Source organism: Bacillus sp. FSL R9-9497 (assembly GCF_038005805.1).
Lineage (GTDB): Bacteria > Bacillota > Bacilli > Bacillales > Bacillaceae_G > Bacillus_A > Bacillus_A cereus.
Genome location: NZ_JBBOTY010000002.1, coordinates 483,642 through 497,893, shown reverse-complemented (window position 1 = coordinate 497,893; position 14,252 = coordinate 483,642). Strand labels below are relative to the sequence as shown.

Genomic DNA, 14,252 nt, shown 5'->3' with positions numbered 1-14,252 from the left:
CCCCAAAAGTATACAGCTAAATATAATATTGTGGAAAACAAGATTAAGATAAGGAGTGATTGTCTTTGTATCGTCAACCATCTGAAGAATGTATCTGGGATTGTATTATGAAAGGTGGAAACAGGTTTGAATGTGAAACTATATGTAATATGCATCCATCGACCTCTAATTATTACGAACACTTCCCTCACTCAATATCAACACCATACGTACCTATCGCAGCTCAAGGCATGTCTTTTTCTTCCGGATACTACTCCCCACCAACAATAATTTCAATAAACCCAAATTGCTATATTCAATGTATAAGAAATGGACATAGCCCTTGGTACTGTCAAAATGCATGCAGAAAGCATCATTGGTAAAAAGAATTTAAAGCCACTATTATTTGGTTAAGTAAATAAGAAAAAAAACAAATTGATAAAGTGAATTTTTATTTTCACACACAATCGTTACGAAATTAGGGGTTTTTCTTAAAATAAGCTTTACTAAATTACAATGTAGATATTTCATCAAAAAAGGACCATTTTTGGTCCTTATAATTAATCCCTTCGACTTAGTCCTTAAATTCAAGAGCTGAAAGGCGTGCCTCGAGGTTAGCTAATTTCTTATGTAACTCATCATTTTCAGCCTTGAGTTTTTTGTTTAAACCTTGAATAGCCGCTAATGCTACGCCTTGTATATCTATGGCTGAGATCTGTACATCATCATCTCCATTTAACCCAAAGGCAGCTTGGAAATCCTGAGCTGTTGGACCCATGTGACGTATGTTATTTGGATCGGCTTTATAATTCCAAGATTGAATTGACATACTCATTAGATTATCCAATATTTCAAGTGTATTGACATTTAAGAAGTTTTCTTTTTCATTCTTGTCACAAGTAAGCGTAATCCCTCGAACTTGAACGTCACCACTATTTAAGACTCTAAAAACTTCAGCATTTCTATTATCTCTTCCAATAATAATATTTCCAGTTCCCCACTGATTAACAATTAAAGCTGGTATATCCCTACCTCGAGTTGTAGCAACAAGAGCTGTATTTTGAGTACTTTCTGCTGAAATTGCAATATTATTACTTTTACCCATTACTCCATAACCATCTTTACTTTCACCAAATACACCAGCATGTACACTAACTCCTTCATTTACTGTTCGACCATAGACACCGTAGATTTCGCCTTCTCCAAAAGTACCTGTAACTTTACCTTTGCCCCAGACGCCAACTCCATATTGACTAGTTCCCAACACAGCAGAAGCATTTGGATGATTAACTGTATTATTAGCCCAGACTCTACCATTAGCAACCTCAACATCACCCTCAAACATACCTGCTAATCTTCCACCTTTGCCCCAGACACCAACTCCGTATTGACTAGTTCCATACACACCAGAAGCATTCGGATGATTCAATTTGTGGTTGCCCCAAACTGCCGGTCCACCAGTACTATCTCCAAAAACCGCCGCAACATTTGGATCATTAGAAGTGCCCTGCACGTTAGCCATTTAAACTCCTCCTTATGTGCCACTCCAATCAAAAAGATATTAGTAAAAACTTCATATTACAAATATATTTTGAATGCTATGTTTAAGAACTAAAAGCTCAATATATACTATGTCTATCCTTAACTTAGATATCAGTTTAATGAAAAAATTAACACTATTTTTTAACTTTGCTTATTTTACCTATAAACCCCATCTAAATATTCATCGTAATCTTCATCTGGGATAGTATCCTCCATCATATTCAATGTTTCTTTATGGCCAATTAACATGGCCACGAATCCATCAATATGTTCTGGTGATTTACGTTTAGAGGGTGTTTTTAAATTATTTATATTTGTAATTATTTTTGCGTTACTTACACAGAAAATAAGTAAAGGATTATCTGTTTTAATTCGATCCTGGAGTAATAAAATTTCAAAGTCATCAAATGATTCATTCATGTGAGTTGGATACTGCGGAACTTCCACACATTGAATACCAAGCATCTCCCACTTTTCAATGAGTTTTTCAGCAAATGCTGGATTATAGTTTATTTGACGTAAATCAAAATTCTCAAATACCTATTCCACATATTGATTGATCATCTCTTCATCAACTGTTTTCCCAGGACAAATTGTTACAAAACCTTTTTCAGCTAATGCTCTATACGGAACGTTTCTTTACTGCTCTTTGTCTTCGATTCCAAACTCCGGAATAAAATACATTTGCTTAACGATTAAAATTGCATTTCCTTCATCATCGTACGTTGGAATATTTATTGATACACAAGTTAATTGGAAGAAACGTAACCACCACCAGAAATGCAACTGCGAATGTAACTGCCATCCACGCTATCATGCGTTCACATCTGGTCCTTTATTCCGTAATGCAGACACCGATTTCATCTAAGTGTCCGCGCTTAATCAAACCGACGAACCACAAGAGGAGATTGCTATACTTACAGTTGATGAATTACGACGTTTACTTGATGCTCCAAATAAATGAAGCTATAACGATTTTCAAGATTACGTTATTATGAATCTTTTATAGACACATTCTTGCGTATCAGCAAAGTGCTGTCACTTACAGTTCACGATATTGATTTTTCAATAGTAACTACCTCCGATTATTATTCAATTCTTTTTCCTACGTATAAATCTGACCCCTGAATTGCTTCGTAACGTTAATTTCAAAAAAGCTTCAAAACTTCTCATTCGTATATCTTGGAAGAAGCGCCGGTCGAAAGATGATCAGCTACTACTCTCATCTCTCACACTATTAAATCTAACCCTAAGTCGATTTTGTAGCGGAGAAACTGAAAAAACTCGCAAAAAAGACGTGAACCGAGGTTCACGCCTATATTTCAATTATTCTTCATCTTCGTCATACATAAAATGTTTAGCTATCTACCACCTAGCCTACACTCTTAACTTTTGAAGAATTTAAGGTACTTAACATCCTCATCTTCAAAACATCTTCCTTCTGATTTTTTGTTAGCAAAGTTGAAAAACTCTTTTGCTATTTCTAAATTACCCAATTCATACGCAACTTTTCCCGAAATAAATTCTTTTTCACCTGTATCAATACGCATAAATCCGGTTAAAAACATTTTATCTGACCATTTTTTTGCTGTCTTAAAATCCTTTACAATAAAACAAGTATCAATAATATCATTCACTAAATCAAAACTTTCATTATAAATACCTTTCGGATTAGGCAATACACTCCAAGCCTCTTCTAATAATGTAATAGACTCATTATGATTACCTTTATCAAATTCATCATTACTCTGATTAACGAGACTTTCGAATTTCTCTTTTAAAGGTGATTGTAATATAGCCATTTTGCTCCTCCTTAAATAATGTCTTTAATCAAGTCAAAATATTTATCATCTTCTTCAAAAAATATCTTGTAACCTTCTAGCATGTATGCTTTTAATAAATATTCCTTAGCTTTTTCAAGTTCTCCACATTCGAACAAGCTCTCTCCAAGTCTCAATAAAATCAATGGATTCGAAATACCGTCTGGACAGTTTAAAGCATTATAAAAATTACTTTTTGCCATTTCATAGTCATCTTTAATAAGATAAGTGTCGCCTATTACTGTATATAACCAAGTACTTGCTTCCCAATTAGTCTTTGGTGCTGGCACCATATCTAAAGCCACTAAATATTTCTCCAGTGCTTGATCAAATTGTTCTACTTCAAATAGAATATCTCCCTCTTCACATAGTTGTACAATTTGATTGTATATTTTGTCATCTAGTTCCAATTCCCTTTACCTCCAATTATTTTTTAGTTGGTGGCAAATATCTCTCACCTAATTTAGCGCCTGCTGATCTATTTAAACTAAAATGATCCAATTCATAATTAACAGAATCTAGCATCCATTTTCTAACTTCCTTAGACTTTGCTCCATAATGCCTACCAATACTATTCCACCACGAGACAGCATCGGTTAGATGAGCCATATCTGATTTACTAAGATCATACCACACTCCATCACTTGCCTTAAATTGCATTTTACCGGCACGTGTTGTCCTAATTCTTGGTGGATTTTCATTTTTCATTTTTTCTATTACTTCACGGCCAGTTCTTGATTTCTTTCCAGGTGTCTTTCCTAAATATTGTTCTCTTAAACTTTTAACTTTTTTAGGTGACGATTTTTTTATAGTACTAGCAGATCCATTTGAAGAAGACTGGAATTTTTGAAGAGTATCCTTAGCATTTTGAATTGATTTATGTAAAACAAATCCACCATGTCCAACCACACCAGCACCAGCTACTGTAGCAACTCCATTTAATGGAAGAACAATTGGTGATGCCAATCCACCGGTTCCTATTTCCGCCACGATGGTTAAGAAATTAGAGCCACCTATAAGTGAAATACCTTCAAAAATTTCTATAACAGATCCTACCATCGATAAAGCATTTCCAGTAAGCCTTCCAGCTTGATAAGTTATCTTGCTTTCTAATTTATCATTATCAGGCGTTTTAAGTCCAATAAAGTTTTCCGCTGCTGCACTACCAGCACCTTGAAAAAATTCGATAACACCATTCAAATACTCCCAAGCACCAATAGCTGTTTTTTCATACCATGATCTATTATCTTCCTGAGCCCTTAAAGCCACTTGTTTTTCTATTAAATCCATTTCTTCGATTTGATCTTGAATAGCTTGTTCATACATAATTTCTTGAATAGGTGTTAGCCATTCCATATTTAATTCTCTCGTACTAAATGTGCCGCTTGCAGGATTAAATCCTTTTCCACTCTGTACTTCTGCCAGGCCAGTAGCAATGCTAGCAGCTAATTGAATTGCTGTACTATAGTTATTACTAGATGTTTGATTAAATTCATGTAGATGATCTAGCTTTTTTTGCAGTTTTTTCCTCATGACAGTAAAAAGATTCGCCATAGCTTCCATACCCGGGATTGGCATAGCTTGATTGATGGCTTCCATACTTGCTTTCATTCGGTCAATTTCTCGAATTTGTTCTAGCAACTCTTGTTCAATGACATCAGTTGAAGCTACCTGTGATTCGAAATCATTGGGAAAAGCATTATTCTGACGAATTAACTCTTCACATAAAAAAATAATTCCTTGAGCCAAAGGGCGAAAGGTTTGGACAAAGAATGTTCTTGCACTTTCGTAAGTTTGACCTTGTAAAACAGTATCACTTGCAAAAGCGTCAATCGACTGAATGGCGTGTTCCATCCCTTGAATGGTAGCCATACATACAGCATTCATGCTTTGAGTCTGGTTCTGTACTTCTCCCAAATACATATTTAAACTCATGCATTGCCCCCCTTTGCTAATTGTTGTTGCTGATAGGAAAGCTCATTTTCTAAATCACTAAGATCTCGTCTTTCTTTAAGTAACGCTTCTTTTTTGTTTTCGAATTCAAATGTAAGTTTCCGCTCAATGTGTTGTGCTTCTTTATAGACATTTATAAAAAAATGAGATAATTCTCTATCTCCATGCCAAGTTTCTAAAATTCGATTAAACAAACGACGATTTTGATTTTTCCATTCATAAAAGCCCTCTTCTGCTTGCTCTTGAGTTTGAATTGTGGATTGATTTCGGTCCTGTTCTTCAGATACACTTCGTAACCTTTGATTTAATTGTTTGATTTGGTTTTCAATACCTTGACTCATCTTTTTCCTCCTACCGTTTTACCTTTACGAAGGTGGTCACATTAGCGAAAAGTATTTTGAAGTTCGTTATCCATTCTCTCAAATTCGTTAGCTACCGAATGAATATTATCGACTGCCTGTTGAAAGGCGGTACAAAATTGTTTCATTAAATCTAAAGCTTGCTGATTTGCTTCTTGTGCTTTGGAATTAACAGTTAGCATAGTACGATTCGCCTTAGTAATAGAACGATTTATCGCACTCTGGATAGTATCAGAAGCATGCCTCATTTGCGTTGCGATTTGTTCTGCCGTTTGAAAATTACTTTGTAATTGCCCCATCGCTTAAACCCTTTCCAATATTTTTATAGAAAATTATACCATATAGGATTATATGACTGTAGCAACTATTCAAATTTATAACTTATAATTAGTTAATGGCTTCACTTCAACAAATTTTAGCTTTCTTTTAAATTTAAAAATTAAATCGCTAAACAAATCATGTTATATAACATGATTATTCATACATGCTTCAGCCTTCAAATGTCTAAAGATAGTTATCTAGCAATAAGAGATAATTATGAAAATAGTTGGACAAATTCTTTTAAAAAAGCAGATGAATTTAGGATTGATCTCATCATTATTGACGAAATTGATCGTTTAAAGTTTCCCACACTATATACAACGACATCACACTACTTCCGAAAATTACTGTCTTATTTGTATCAGACGCCAGCAAATGGCAAAATATAATTCATTGTAAACTATCGAATCCATTTCCTACCCATACTATATAATAAATTAATCCAAGACTCCGGCAATAACATATATGAGTGTAAAGAATACTTCAATCACTCCCTAAAGAGAAGCAGATTGAGGTTCTTGAGAATCAAGCTCACTTTGAAGCAGTGGCAAAGATGATTGAACAAAACAATTTAATTCTTTTAGTACAGATGAAAGCTCTACAGCTAATTCAGAAATAACAAACTTATGATTAATTAACTCTACATATGCTTCCATATATAATGTCTCTTTATCTATACCATCAGCCTCTGTTTTTATAGGGGCTTTTTTTATGCGTTGATTCATATTTTGAATTTGAATAGTTTCTTTCACATGTATGAATAGGTCTTCTAATAAACCAGGTGTAGACTCTAATTCCTGCTTTTCAATTTCCTCTGTTACAGCACTTATAAATTCCCATAGTACTTTTGCACCTAGTAGTTCCGCTAATCGCTTTTCACGCATTTCAAATGTTTTCATATTCATATTAAACACTCCCCTTATCTAATATTTTCTTAAAAATAACTAATAATTTATTTCGTTTTAGGAAAACAATATAGAAACATAACTTATCATGTTTTGAATTACACAAAACGTGACATTATTCTTCAAAAAAAAGAGTCCAATCAAAATTTAGTACCTTAGCTATATTCTTTGCGACAGAAACACTTGGATTTCTTTCACCACTTTCAATCATTGCATACATACTTCTAGATATTCTTGCCTTATATGCAATATAATCCTGTGTTTTCTCTCTATATTTTCGTTTTTCCAATAACCATAACCTCATTGTTCCCCTCCTTTCATTGTCACAAAATGTGTATATAACAATCACATTACATGAAAATAATTATAAATTCAACATTTTTTACACATTTCGTGTACTTTATTAAATGTTACATATTGTGACGTTATAATTGATATAGAAAACATCTAAAAGGAGGTAGCATATGTTTGGCACAAGACTACACACTCTTCGAAAAGAACGCAAACTGCGTCAAGAAGACATGGCAAAACAACTAGGGATCGCTCGAACTACATATGCAATGTATGAACAAGGAAATCGTGAACCCGATTATGATACATTGATAAAATTAGCCACTTTCTTTGAAGTATCAATTGATTACCTCCTCGGTACAACTAAAATAAGACAAGTTACAGACATACAAGATCCTGACCTTTATCAATGGTTTAAAGATATAAGCAATGCGACTCCTCAAAAACGTGAGGAATTAAAAAAGTTTTGGGAGTTTATATTACAAAGAGAAGAATAGATTATTTAAAAGGGTTTGAGGCTTCTTTTATTATAAGATAAACACTCCCAAATACCTTAAAAATTCTAAACTGGTCACCATTTGGTCACTCTCCTCTTAAATTTCAATTCTTTTAAAGAAGAAATAGCTAACTATCTTACAGGGACAATGGCAATCAGTACATTAGTTCAAAACTTTGCAGAAACTTATGGAGACGATATAGTAGTTCAATTCTTTAATAACAATTTAAATATTGAAGAACTATTAAATTCAAATATAAAACTTAATTTTAACGGACCAGTTCTAACAGATTCCGATAAACAAAAAATCCTTAATCTAATTAAGGTACTGTATCAATAAAATTCTCCTTAAATACAGATACAATATTTTTATATTCAATCATACATCTAAATTTTTCAAGGGGGATTATTACACAGTCTAATAATCCCCCTTAATTACATTTAATTATCATTTTTTCTTATAAAAAGCTATATACATAGTCTCTAATGCTTAATTATTAGCCTTTTGAATAAAATTAGTAGGCCACTAGTATAATTAAGCTATTCCTACCACGCTTCGCTTACTGACCTCTATAAAAGTAGTCTTGTAACCTTCTTTTATCATTATGATTTTATAGAGAGACTCTGGTAAACAATATTATTGATTTTTTATCAAAAACAAAGGACTTTTATATTCTTTGGTTTGCTCCCTATTTAACTGGTGCTACCCGTTAATGGAATACGACTTCAAATAGAAGGGATTCATTAATGATACGAAAAAGGTTATTGCATATTTCAAAGAGCGTCTAGATCCGAAGTTACCGAGTTACTATATGATTATTGAAGGAAAAAAATAATACTATAATAAATAACTTATTGTTAAATATGCATGACAAATAACAAAGAAAATAATAAATAGTCGCATAAACTATTTATTACTTTCTTTTCCCATATAAAAAGGATTAAATCCAGTTTTATTTTCATAATTTAGCTCATCAAACTTATCCACATTTAACCCCAGCTCTTCGTATTTTTTATCATCAAATATAAATATTTGCACATCTTCTTTTGAAACGTCTTCATAAAATTTTGAAATAATTGTTCCTATCGAACTTATATTTTCTTTATCAAAAGGCTTTGAAATATGATCAAGAACCAAAATTGGGATTATTGGTGTTCGTTCTTCACAGATCAAAAGTTTTATAAAGGCTAAATATCCGCATAATTGAACTAGCGTATGTCTTGCCATACTTCCCATAACATAATTTACTTCTTCTAGTTTATCCTTATTTTTCACCTTCTTTCTAGACTGTAGTACATTACCCCTTTTAATATATTTGATCCTGAATCCTTTTTCATTTACATCTGTATTTACTATCTCCGAAACTCCATATGCTGATTTATAAAGTTCTGTTATATAGTTAGAAAATTGATCGATTTTTTTAATATCATCTGCATTTTGAAGATTTTTCAAATCTTCCTTTAAAGTTTTAATTTTTTGGGTCTTGATTTGTAATTCTTTATCAACATCATATACATCATCACTAAGATATTCTTCGATCAGCATTATCGCTTTGATTTTTTCATCAACTGAAAAAATTTGAAATCTAGATTCATTACCCTGTAATTGTTTTTTCAATTTTTCCCTTTTATCCTTCAATTTTAAGATAGCCTCATCTTTAATTAAATATTTAGAAAATGATATCGCATCATCCATTTCTTCTAAAAGTTCAGTTAAAGGCTTCGTTAAGTACGTTAACTCTTTATTATCATTTAATAATTCGTTTAATACTTGTAACATCACTTTCCTATTTTCATATTCTTTAAGCATTTCCTTAGAATCATGCTGTCTATTCTCATAAATCTTTATTTGTTCATCAATCTCACTATAAGAAGCTTCTAATTCTGATATAACTTTAGATTTGATTGGTTTTTTTTAACATTTAATTGTTTATACTCTTTGATAAACGCTAAAACTTCCGATGTATTTTTACCATTATAAATTCTAGTAGAGCTTAATTTTTTTAAATTATTATTAACTTGGGATTTAATAAAAGAATATTTAGAAGCCTTTTCTTTAAGCTTGGCCATATCCTTTTGAAGAATTTTTATTTGATCTTGTAATAAAAATATTTTTTCAATATTCTTATTAAATATGTAATTTAATACCGAACTCAACTTTGTATAATATTTTACATCTCTACATTTATCTAAAAAATTATATGTTAATCCTTGTCCTTTTTCTCCCAAAAAATTAAACATAGTAAATGTCCTAAAAGTCAAATGCTCATTAGTAAATTGTTTTAATTCCTTGAGTATATCGTCGTTTGCAAAAACTGCGTTTAGCTTTTCTTTATACTCTTTTAAATTTATATAATCCTTTTCGTCAAAAGAATCCTTGTGATAATAAAAATAATTTTTTTCTTTATCCAATGTTCTTACAACACTATATTTAATCTTTTTATATTCAAAAATCATTAAAGCTTTTTCAAAGGAATCTTTATACCATACTTTTTTAGAAATATCTTCAGAAGAGCCTAACATAAAATCAATAAATTTATAAAACTCTGTTTTACCGGTACTGTTTCCACCTTTAAAGTAATTTATCCCTGTTTTAAACTCATAAGTGAAACATTCATTACTAGGAGAATATATTTGTAATTCGATAATTTTAAACACTGGATAGAACCTCCTTCAAAAATTGTTTATCTGATATCTTCTCACTTTCTTTAATAGCTTTTATTAAAAACGTGTTACTTTCAAACTCCCCGCTACTATACTTATCTTTTAATCCATGAAGTATGCCATTTCCAAAATTTAAAATATCATTTTTCACTAATAAATCTATAGCCATTATTATATATTTCAATTCATAAAAAAAATATTCATCACCAGCTAGTATAGATAAGCTCTTATACATAAGATCCTTTGTATTCTTAGCGTTATATATTTTAAAGTTTTCTACATCTTCCTTTTTTATCAAATATGCATAAACTACAGTTTTAGGTAATGTTAGCTCTCTTTGGACATGAAATAATTCATTTAAAATTTTACAATAGCTGCTTAATAACAACACCTCTGATTGCAGCTTTAAATTACTCACATTCCTCATCCTTCCATGAAATTTTTTTATCATCATCCGTATTCTCTTTTGTCAGGAAAATAGCTGAACCCCATCTTATTTGTTCATTATTAGCATAGGAATTAGACTCATTTTTAGTCCCATCTAGTCTAAAAAATGGATGCTCTTTTTTTTCAAGCCTTAATCTTCGTTTAACCGATGAAAAATTAGCATAAGTCGTATCTTCAATAGATTTAATTTTTTGTACTCTATGTCTCCCTAGGATCATTAAACGATAACGATTATAGTACAGCATGTATATCAGATGATCTTTCATTTCCCTTGAATCAAGTTCACATTCATTGAGCTGTATATACTCCCTACTACCAACTATTTTTTCATCTTTTATATTCAAATCCTTTTTGGTTTCTTTATATAGTGAGTAATCAAGCTCCACATGTTTGTCATTAATTTCACACGATATCTTTTCAACTAATTCTAGAAACTCAGAACGGTTTATAGTATAAGCTTGCTGATTATTGATTTTTTCTAAAATTTCATATGTTATCTTTTCTAAAAGTGTTTTAATACGATAAATATAAACTTTTTCTTTATCTTCTCCATCTCTTTTTCTAAATAAATCTTCATATGCCTTCATTATGCTATCATCAATATTTTCTACAGGTTTAAATTCAAATTTACCTTCAACAGCTTTATATGTATCTATAAATAATGTCTTATTATTTATAAATTGCTTTTTTAACTTTCCAATTATAGATCTTGGTTTATCTTTTAATTCTTCTTGATCAATTTTTAAGAATAAATCTTCTGCTGTCATATTAAATAGAATATTTTTATTGCCATAACTCTCTGGTGTCACTAAGGTATATTTGGAAATATTACTCTTATAACTCTCTAATAAAATCCAATTCATTAAAACTTTTAAAGCTGTTCCATTATCTATTTTTGTTCTCTTTACTTGAATAGCTTCAATTTTATTTTCCTTAAAGAGAGTATGGTTAAAGGAACTTTCATTTGAATCAAGTGTGTCTATATCTGTTTCTTTTATAGTTACATCATCATACGTTTCAAATTCTAGCTGCATATTTGATTTTAATTTTACAAGATACAATACAAAGACTCTTATTTGATAAGAGAAACCACCTAATGTATGTATTCCACTCGAATCTGTTTCAAATACATCTGCCAAAAAATTCACCTCAGTTCTAAATCTACTATAATTTTCTAATTAAATTAATTATAACAGTCATTAAATATTTATTTAACTTCAATTTCAATGAATTTTTCTTGCAGCCATTTAGACCCATCCATTTTTCTAACCAAGAATGCTATATTCAGTCAAGCTTCTCTTCCAAGTTACTAATTACTTCATCAACTACTTACTTTTCAAAATTAAATCCTCTACGTCTCTTTGCTCCCATTCCACCAACTGTTTATTAATAATTTTCTTTGCACCATGAAATTCATTTTTGTAGTAATCTATTGTTGCTGGTCACAAAGTAGCGAAAACCAACGAAAACTACAGTTCAAATAAATTTTAAAAGTCTCCTTAAACTGAAGTGCACCTCCAATTGTTAGACACAGTCTAACAATTGGGGTGCACTTCATATTTTGGTGGTCTTTTATAAACAAACACCCTTATTAAATATTAACTGTTCAAAAATCACCTTTGTGATTGTGCAGTATAAAAAACACTATAATAATTATCAATAAATAATGCTAGCCACTCATGGTTGAACAAATTCTCTTCATCTAAATCTCTGTTAAATTCTTCGTCTCTACTATTTGATACTGTAAAGTATTGGTCTCTACAGTCTGGATAAAAATCTATATCTTCTAATGATTCATCCTCACCTTTTATAATTGGTGCACTATACTTACAAACTCTAAGGTTAGTGTTTTCATCTAAAATAACAAATGAGATTTTGGTTATACTTCTATAAACAAACGGGCCAATAATATCATCATCTTTTACTACCCATTGATGGAAACGATAAACAAATTCATTATCTGGAAAAGCTACCTCAGGGTCAAATCCAGTTGTTAACCCTTGTGGGTCAAAAGGAACACCATCTAGAACATTCTCTAAATCCATAATGTTACTTATAACTATCCTCTCTTCATTCACAGTATCTACTAATACGACTTCATCAGTCTCGGTATCCCTTTCGAATGAATAACTGTAATTAAAATCATCATCTTCTGTAATAACCTCTCCCTCGATTTGTTCTCCTCTTATCATAAAATTAGAACCCGCTAATGAGTGCAGTGCCATATACGGAGAGATTCCTAATTTACGATATGAGCTTGTCCCATATGCATTTAAAGCACTTTGAACCTCTTGCCTCATACTAGTAGCTAAATGATACAAATCAACTCCATTTTGTTCAATTTCGTAGCTTATCCGTTGACCAATTCTTGATTCTAAATTATCAATTAAGGAGCCTGACCCTATAACTAAACAACTATTCTCCTCAATAGGTTCTATCCTTACTCCTGTTCCTGGCCAAGCATCAATTGAAAATAATACATTCTCCTGAGTTTCATTATCGATAACAAATCCAATTGCTCTTGAACGTATGCTAGGCTGTTGTTCCCAAAATATTTCTCTAATTTCCCTGCAAAAAGGTTCTTCCATTTCCAGTACATTATTAAGCGTAACAAATTCTCCTACTTCTTGAAGAGGAGCTACGCATCGTTCCCAAAACCTAGCATCCCCAGAAAAAAATAATCCTATATGTTCTCCAATATTAATAAACTTTAACGCTACATCAGTTTGATTACCGTTTGAAGAAGTTCTGAAATCTGATAAAAAAATTGCTCTATCATCTATGCGATACATTGAAATAATTGTCATTTTCATCCCCCTTAATAAATATATTTATAGATAAACCCTTTTAGAGTTTGTCCTTTTGTTCAGCCAATGCCTGTTCAACTGCTAAAAGAACTTCACTAGTCAAATAACCGCCACAATGCGGACATTTTTCATCAGTTACCACATAAAACTCATTATTTTTCAAAATGAATTCAAAAACTCCTTTTTCTTCAGTCACTTTGATTCTTGCCGTTTCTTCTGTTTCTTCCACAATACAAAAATCTAACAACTTTTGACTACGTAACATTCTCTCAGTTTTTGCTTTAATACTACCGCCTAAAACATCATCTTCCGGCTTGTAAAACACTAAAAAAAGTTTTCCGTCACTTGTACGCTTTATAAAATGAGACTCGCCTTTGAAAACGAGCTAACAAAATTCAACGAGGACTTAGATGTAAATCGCAATCAAACAGGACGCTTAGAACAATTTTACCTTCGAAAGTACCTACTTAATAATAGTCCAACTGGTGTATGTGCGTGCTGCGGGGAAATTATGGGTGCAGATTTACTTGTCTGCAGTCATATTAAAAAAAAGAGCGGCTTGTACGTTGGAGGAAAAAAAAGACTATAATGTCGTCACCCTAATGTGTACTTTAAACGGTTGTGACAAACTTTTCGAGCTAGGGTATATAGGTGTAGGATACGACGGC

16 protein-coding genes and 1 pseudogene are annotated in these 14,252 nt (G+C 31.7%); 1 reads left to right on the top strand and 16 read right to left on the bottom strand.

Annotated features, from left to right (window positions below; translation table 11 throughout):
• Nucleotides 1–553 precede the first annotated feature (553 nt).
• The 10 genes and pseudogenes from MKY21_RS29950 to MKY21_RS29905 all read right to left on the bottom strand — a co-directional run bounded on the left by MKY21_RS29950 (nucleotide 554) and on the right by MKY21_RS29905 (nucleotide 7,183).
• A complete protein-coding gene (locus tag MKY21_RS29950) occupies nucleotides 554–1,501 on the bottom strand; it encodes a tail fiber domain-containing protein (RefSeq protein WP_087947924.1) in 948 nt (315 codons plus the stop codon).
• A 176-nt stretch (nucleotides 1,502–1,677) separates the two neighbouring features.
• Nucleotides 1,678–2,040, bottom strand: a pseudogene (locus MKY21_RS29945) (terminase TerL endonuclease subunit); the annotation flags it as partial.
• A 120-nt stretch (nucleotides 2,041–2,160) separates the two neighbouring features.
• Nucleotides 2,161–2,307, bottom strand: a complete 147-nt coding sequence (locus MKY21_RS29940) for a hypothetical protein (RefSeq protein WP_341078387.1) — start codon at nucleotides 2,305–2,307, stop codon at nucleotides 2,161–2,163.
• Between the two features lie 599 nt (nucleotides 2,308–2,906).
• A complete protein-coding gene (locus tag MKY21_RS29935) occupies nucleotides 2,907–3,323 on the bottom strand; it encodes a hypothetical protein (RefSeq protein WP_087947923.1) in 417 nt (138 codons plus the stop codon).
• Between the two features lie 11 nt (nucleotides 3,324–3,334).
• Nucleotides 3,335–3,751, bottom strand: coding sequence for a tetratricopeptide repeat protein (locus MKY21_RS29930; RefSeq protein WP_016083030.1), 417 nt, complete (start codon nucleotides 3,749–3,751; stop codon nucleotides 3,335–3,337).
• A gap of 16 nt (nucleotides 3,752–3,767) precedes the next feature.
• Nucleotides 3,768–5,276: a T7SS effector LXG polymorphic toxin gene (locus MKY21_RS29925; RefSeq protein ID WP_087947922.1), complete on the bottom strand. Its 1,509-nt coding sequence runs from the start codon at nucleotides 5,274–5,276 to the stop codon at nucleotides 3,768–3,770.
• Nucleotides 5,273–5,635, bottom strand: a complete 363-nt coding sequence (locus MKY21_RS29920) for a DUF3958 family protein (RefSeq protein WP_087947921.1) — start codon at nucleotides 5,633–5,635, stop codon at nucleotides 5,273–5,275. The genes MKY21_RS29925 and MKY21_RS29920 overlap by 4 nt, the downstream gene beginning before the upstream one ends.
• A 41-nt stretch (nucleotides 5,636–5,676) precedes the next feature.
• The gene (locus MKY21_RS29915; RefSeq protein WP_087947920.1) at nucleotides 5,677–5,952 is read right to left on the bottom strand and encodes a TIGR04197 family type VII secretion effector; all 276 of its coding nucleotides are present in this window, start codon (nucleotides 5,950–5,952) and stop codon (nucleotides 5,677–5,679) included.
• 516 nt (nucleotides 5,953–6,468) lie between these two features.
• Nucleotides 6,469–6,879, bottom strand: coding sequence for a hypothetical protein (locus MKY21_RS29910; protein WP_341078382.1), 411 nt, complete (start codon nucleotides 6,877–6,879; stop codon nucleotides 6,469–6,471).
• A gap of 115 nt (nucleotides 6,880–6,994) precedes the next feature.
• Nucleotides 6,995–7,183 (bottom strand): helix-turn-helix transcriptional regulator, encoded by a 189-nt coding sequence (locus MKY21_RS29905; RefSeq protein ID WP_341078380.1) that lies wholly within the window; start codon nucleotides 7,181–7,183, stop codon nucleotides 6,995–6,997.
• Between the two features lie 160 nt (nucleotides 7,184–7,343).
• Between MKY21_RS29905 and MKY21_RS29900 the strand changes: the two genes are divergently transcribed.
• Nucleotides 7,344–7,667 (top strand): helix-turn-helix domain-containing protein, encoded by a 324-nt coding sequence (locus MKY21_RS29900; protein ID WP_341078377.1) that lies wholly within the window; start codon nucleotides 7,344–7,346, stop codon nucleotides 7,665–7,667.
• A gap of 906 nt (nucleotides 7,668–8,573) precedes the next feature.
• Here MKY21_RS29900 and MKY21_RS29895 read toward each other — a convergent pair.
• The 6 genes from MKY21_RS29895 to MKY21_RS29870 form a co-directional block, all read right to left on the bottom strand.
• Nucleotides 8,574–9,446, bottom strand: a complete 873-nt coding sequence (locus tag MKY21_RS29895; protein ID WP_341078375.1) for a hypothetical protein — start codon at nucleotides 9,444–9,446, stop codon at nucleotides 8,574–8,576.
• A 98-nt stretch (nucleotides 9,447–9,544) separates the two neighbouring features.
• Nucleotides 9,545–10,324, bottom strand: a complete 780-nt coding sequence (locus tag MKY21_RS29890; protein WP_341078372.1) for a hypothetical protein — start codon at nucleotides 10,322–10,324, stop codon at nucleotides 9,545–9,547.
• Nucleotides 10,317–10,748: a hypothetical protein gene (locus MKY21_RS29885; protein WP_341078369.1), complete on the bottom strand. Its 432-nt coding sequence runs from the start codon at nucleotides 10,746–10,748 to the stop codon at nucleotides 10,317–10,319. The genes MKY21_RS29890 and MKY21_RS29885 overlap by 8 nt, the downstream gene beginning before the upstream one ends.
• Complete coding sequence (locus MKY21_RS29880; protein WP_341078367.1) at nucleotides 10,741–11,916, bottom strand: hypothetical protein; 1,176 nt, start codon at nucleotides 11,914–11,916, stop codon at nucleotides 10,741–10,743. Before MKY21_RS29880 ends, MKY21_RS29885 begins: the two co-directional genes overlap by 8 nt.
• 474 nt (nucleotides 11,917–12,390) lie before the next feature.
• Nucleotides 12,391–13,584, bottom strand: a complete 1,194-nt coding sequence (locus MKY21_RS29875) for a hypothetical protein (protein ID WP_341078365.1) — start codon at nucleotides 13,582–13,584, stop codon at nucleotides 12,391–12,393.
• Nucleotides 13,585–13,624: 40 nt separating this feature from the next.
• Entirely contained in the window at nucleotides 13,625–13,909 is a 285-nt protein-coding gene (locus tag MKY21_RS29870; protein ID WP_341078363.1) for a hypothetical protein, read from the bottom strand.
• Nucleotides 13,910–14,252: the final 343 nt, after the last annotated feature.

Excerpts from the sequence above, each read along its gene's own strand:
- MKY21_RS29910 (WP_341078382.1), bottom strand. The coding sequence starts at position 6,879 with ATGAATATGAAAACATTTGAAATGCGTGAAAAGCGATTAGCGGAACTA.
- MKY21_RS29895 (WP_341078375.1), bottom strand. The coding sequence starts at position 9,446 with ATGTTACAAGTATTAAACGAATTATTAAATGATAATAAAGAGTTAACG.
- MKY21_RS29900 (WP_341078377.1), top strand. The coding sequence starts at position 7,344 with ATGTTTGGCACAAGACTACACACTCTTCGAAAAGAACGCAAACTGCGT.
- MKY21_RS29915 (WP_087947920.1), bottom strand. The coding sequence starts at position 5,952 with ATGGGGCAATTACAAAGTAATTTTCAAACGGCAGAACAAATCGCAACG.
- MKY21_RS29935 (WP_087947923.1), bottom strand. The coding sequence starts at position 3,323 with ATGGCTATATTACAATCACCTTTAAAAGAGAAATTCGAAAGTCTCGTT.
- MKY21_RS29925 (WP_087947922.1), bottom strand. The coding sequence starts at position 5,276 with ATGAGTTTAAATATGTATTTGGGAGAAGTACAGAACCAGACTCAAAGC.
- MKY21_RS29950 (WP_087947924.1), bottom strand. The coding sequence starts at position 1,501 with ATGGCTAACGTGCAGGGCACTTCTAATGATCCAAATGTTGCGGCGGTT.
- MKY21_RS29905 (WP_341078380.1), bottom strand. The coding sequence starts at position 7,183 with ATGAGGTTATGGTTATTGGAAAAACGAAAATATAGAGAGAAAACACAG.
- MKY21_RS29875 (WP_341078365.1), bottom strand. The coding sequence starts at position 13,584 with ATGACAATTATTTCAATGTATCGCATAGATGATAGAGCAATTTTTTTA.
- MKY21_RS29920 (WP_087947921.1), bottom strand. The coding sequence starts at position 5,635 with ATGAGTCAAGGTATTGAAAACCAAATCAAACAATTAAATCAAAGGTTA.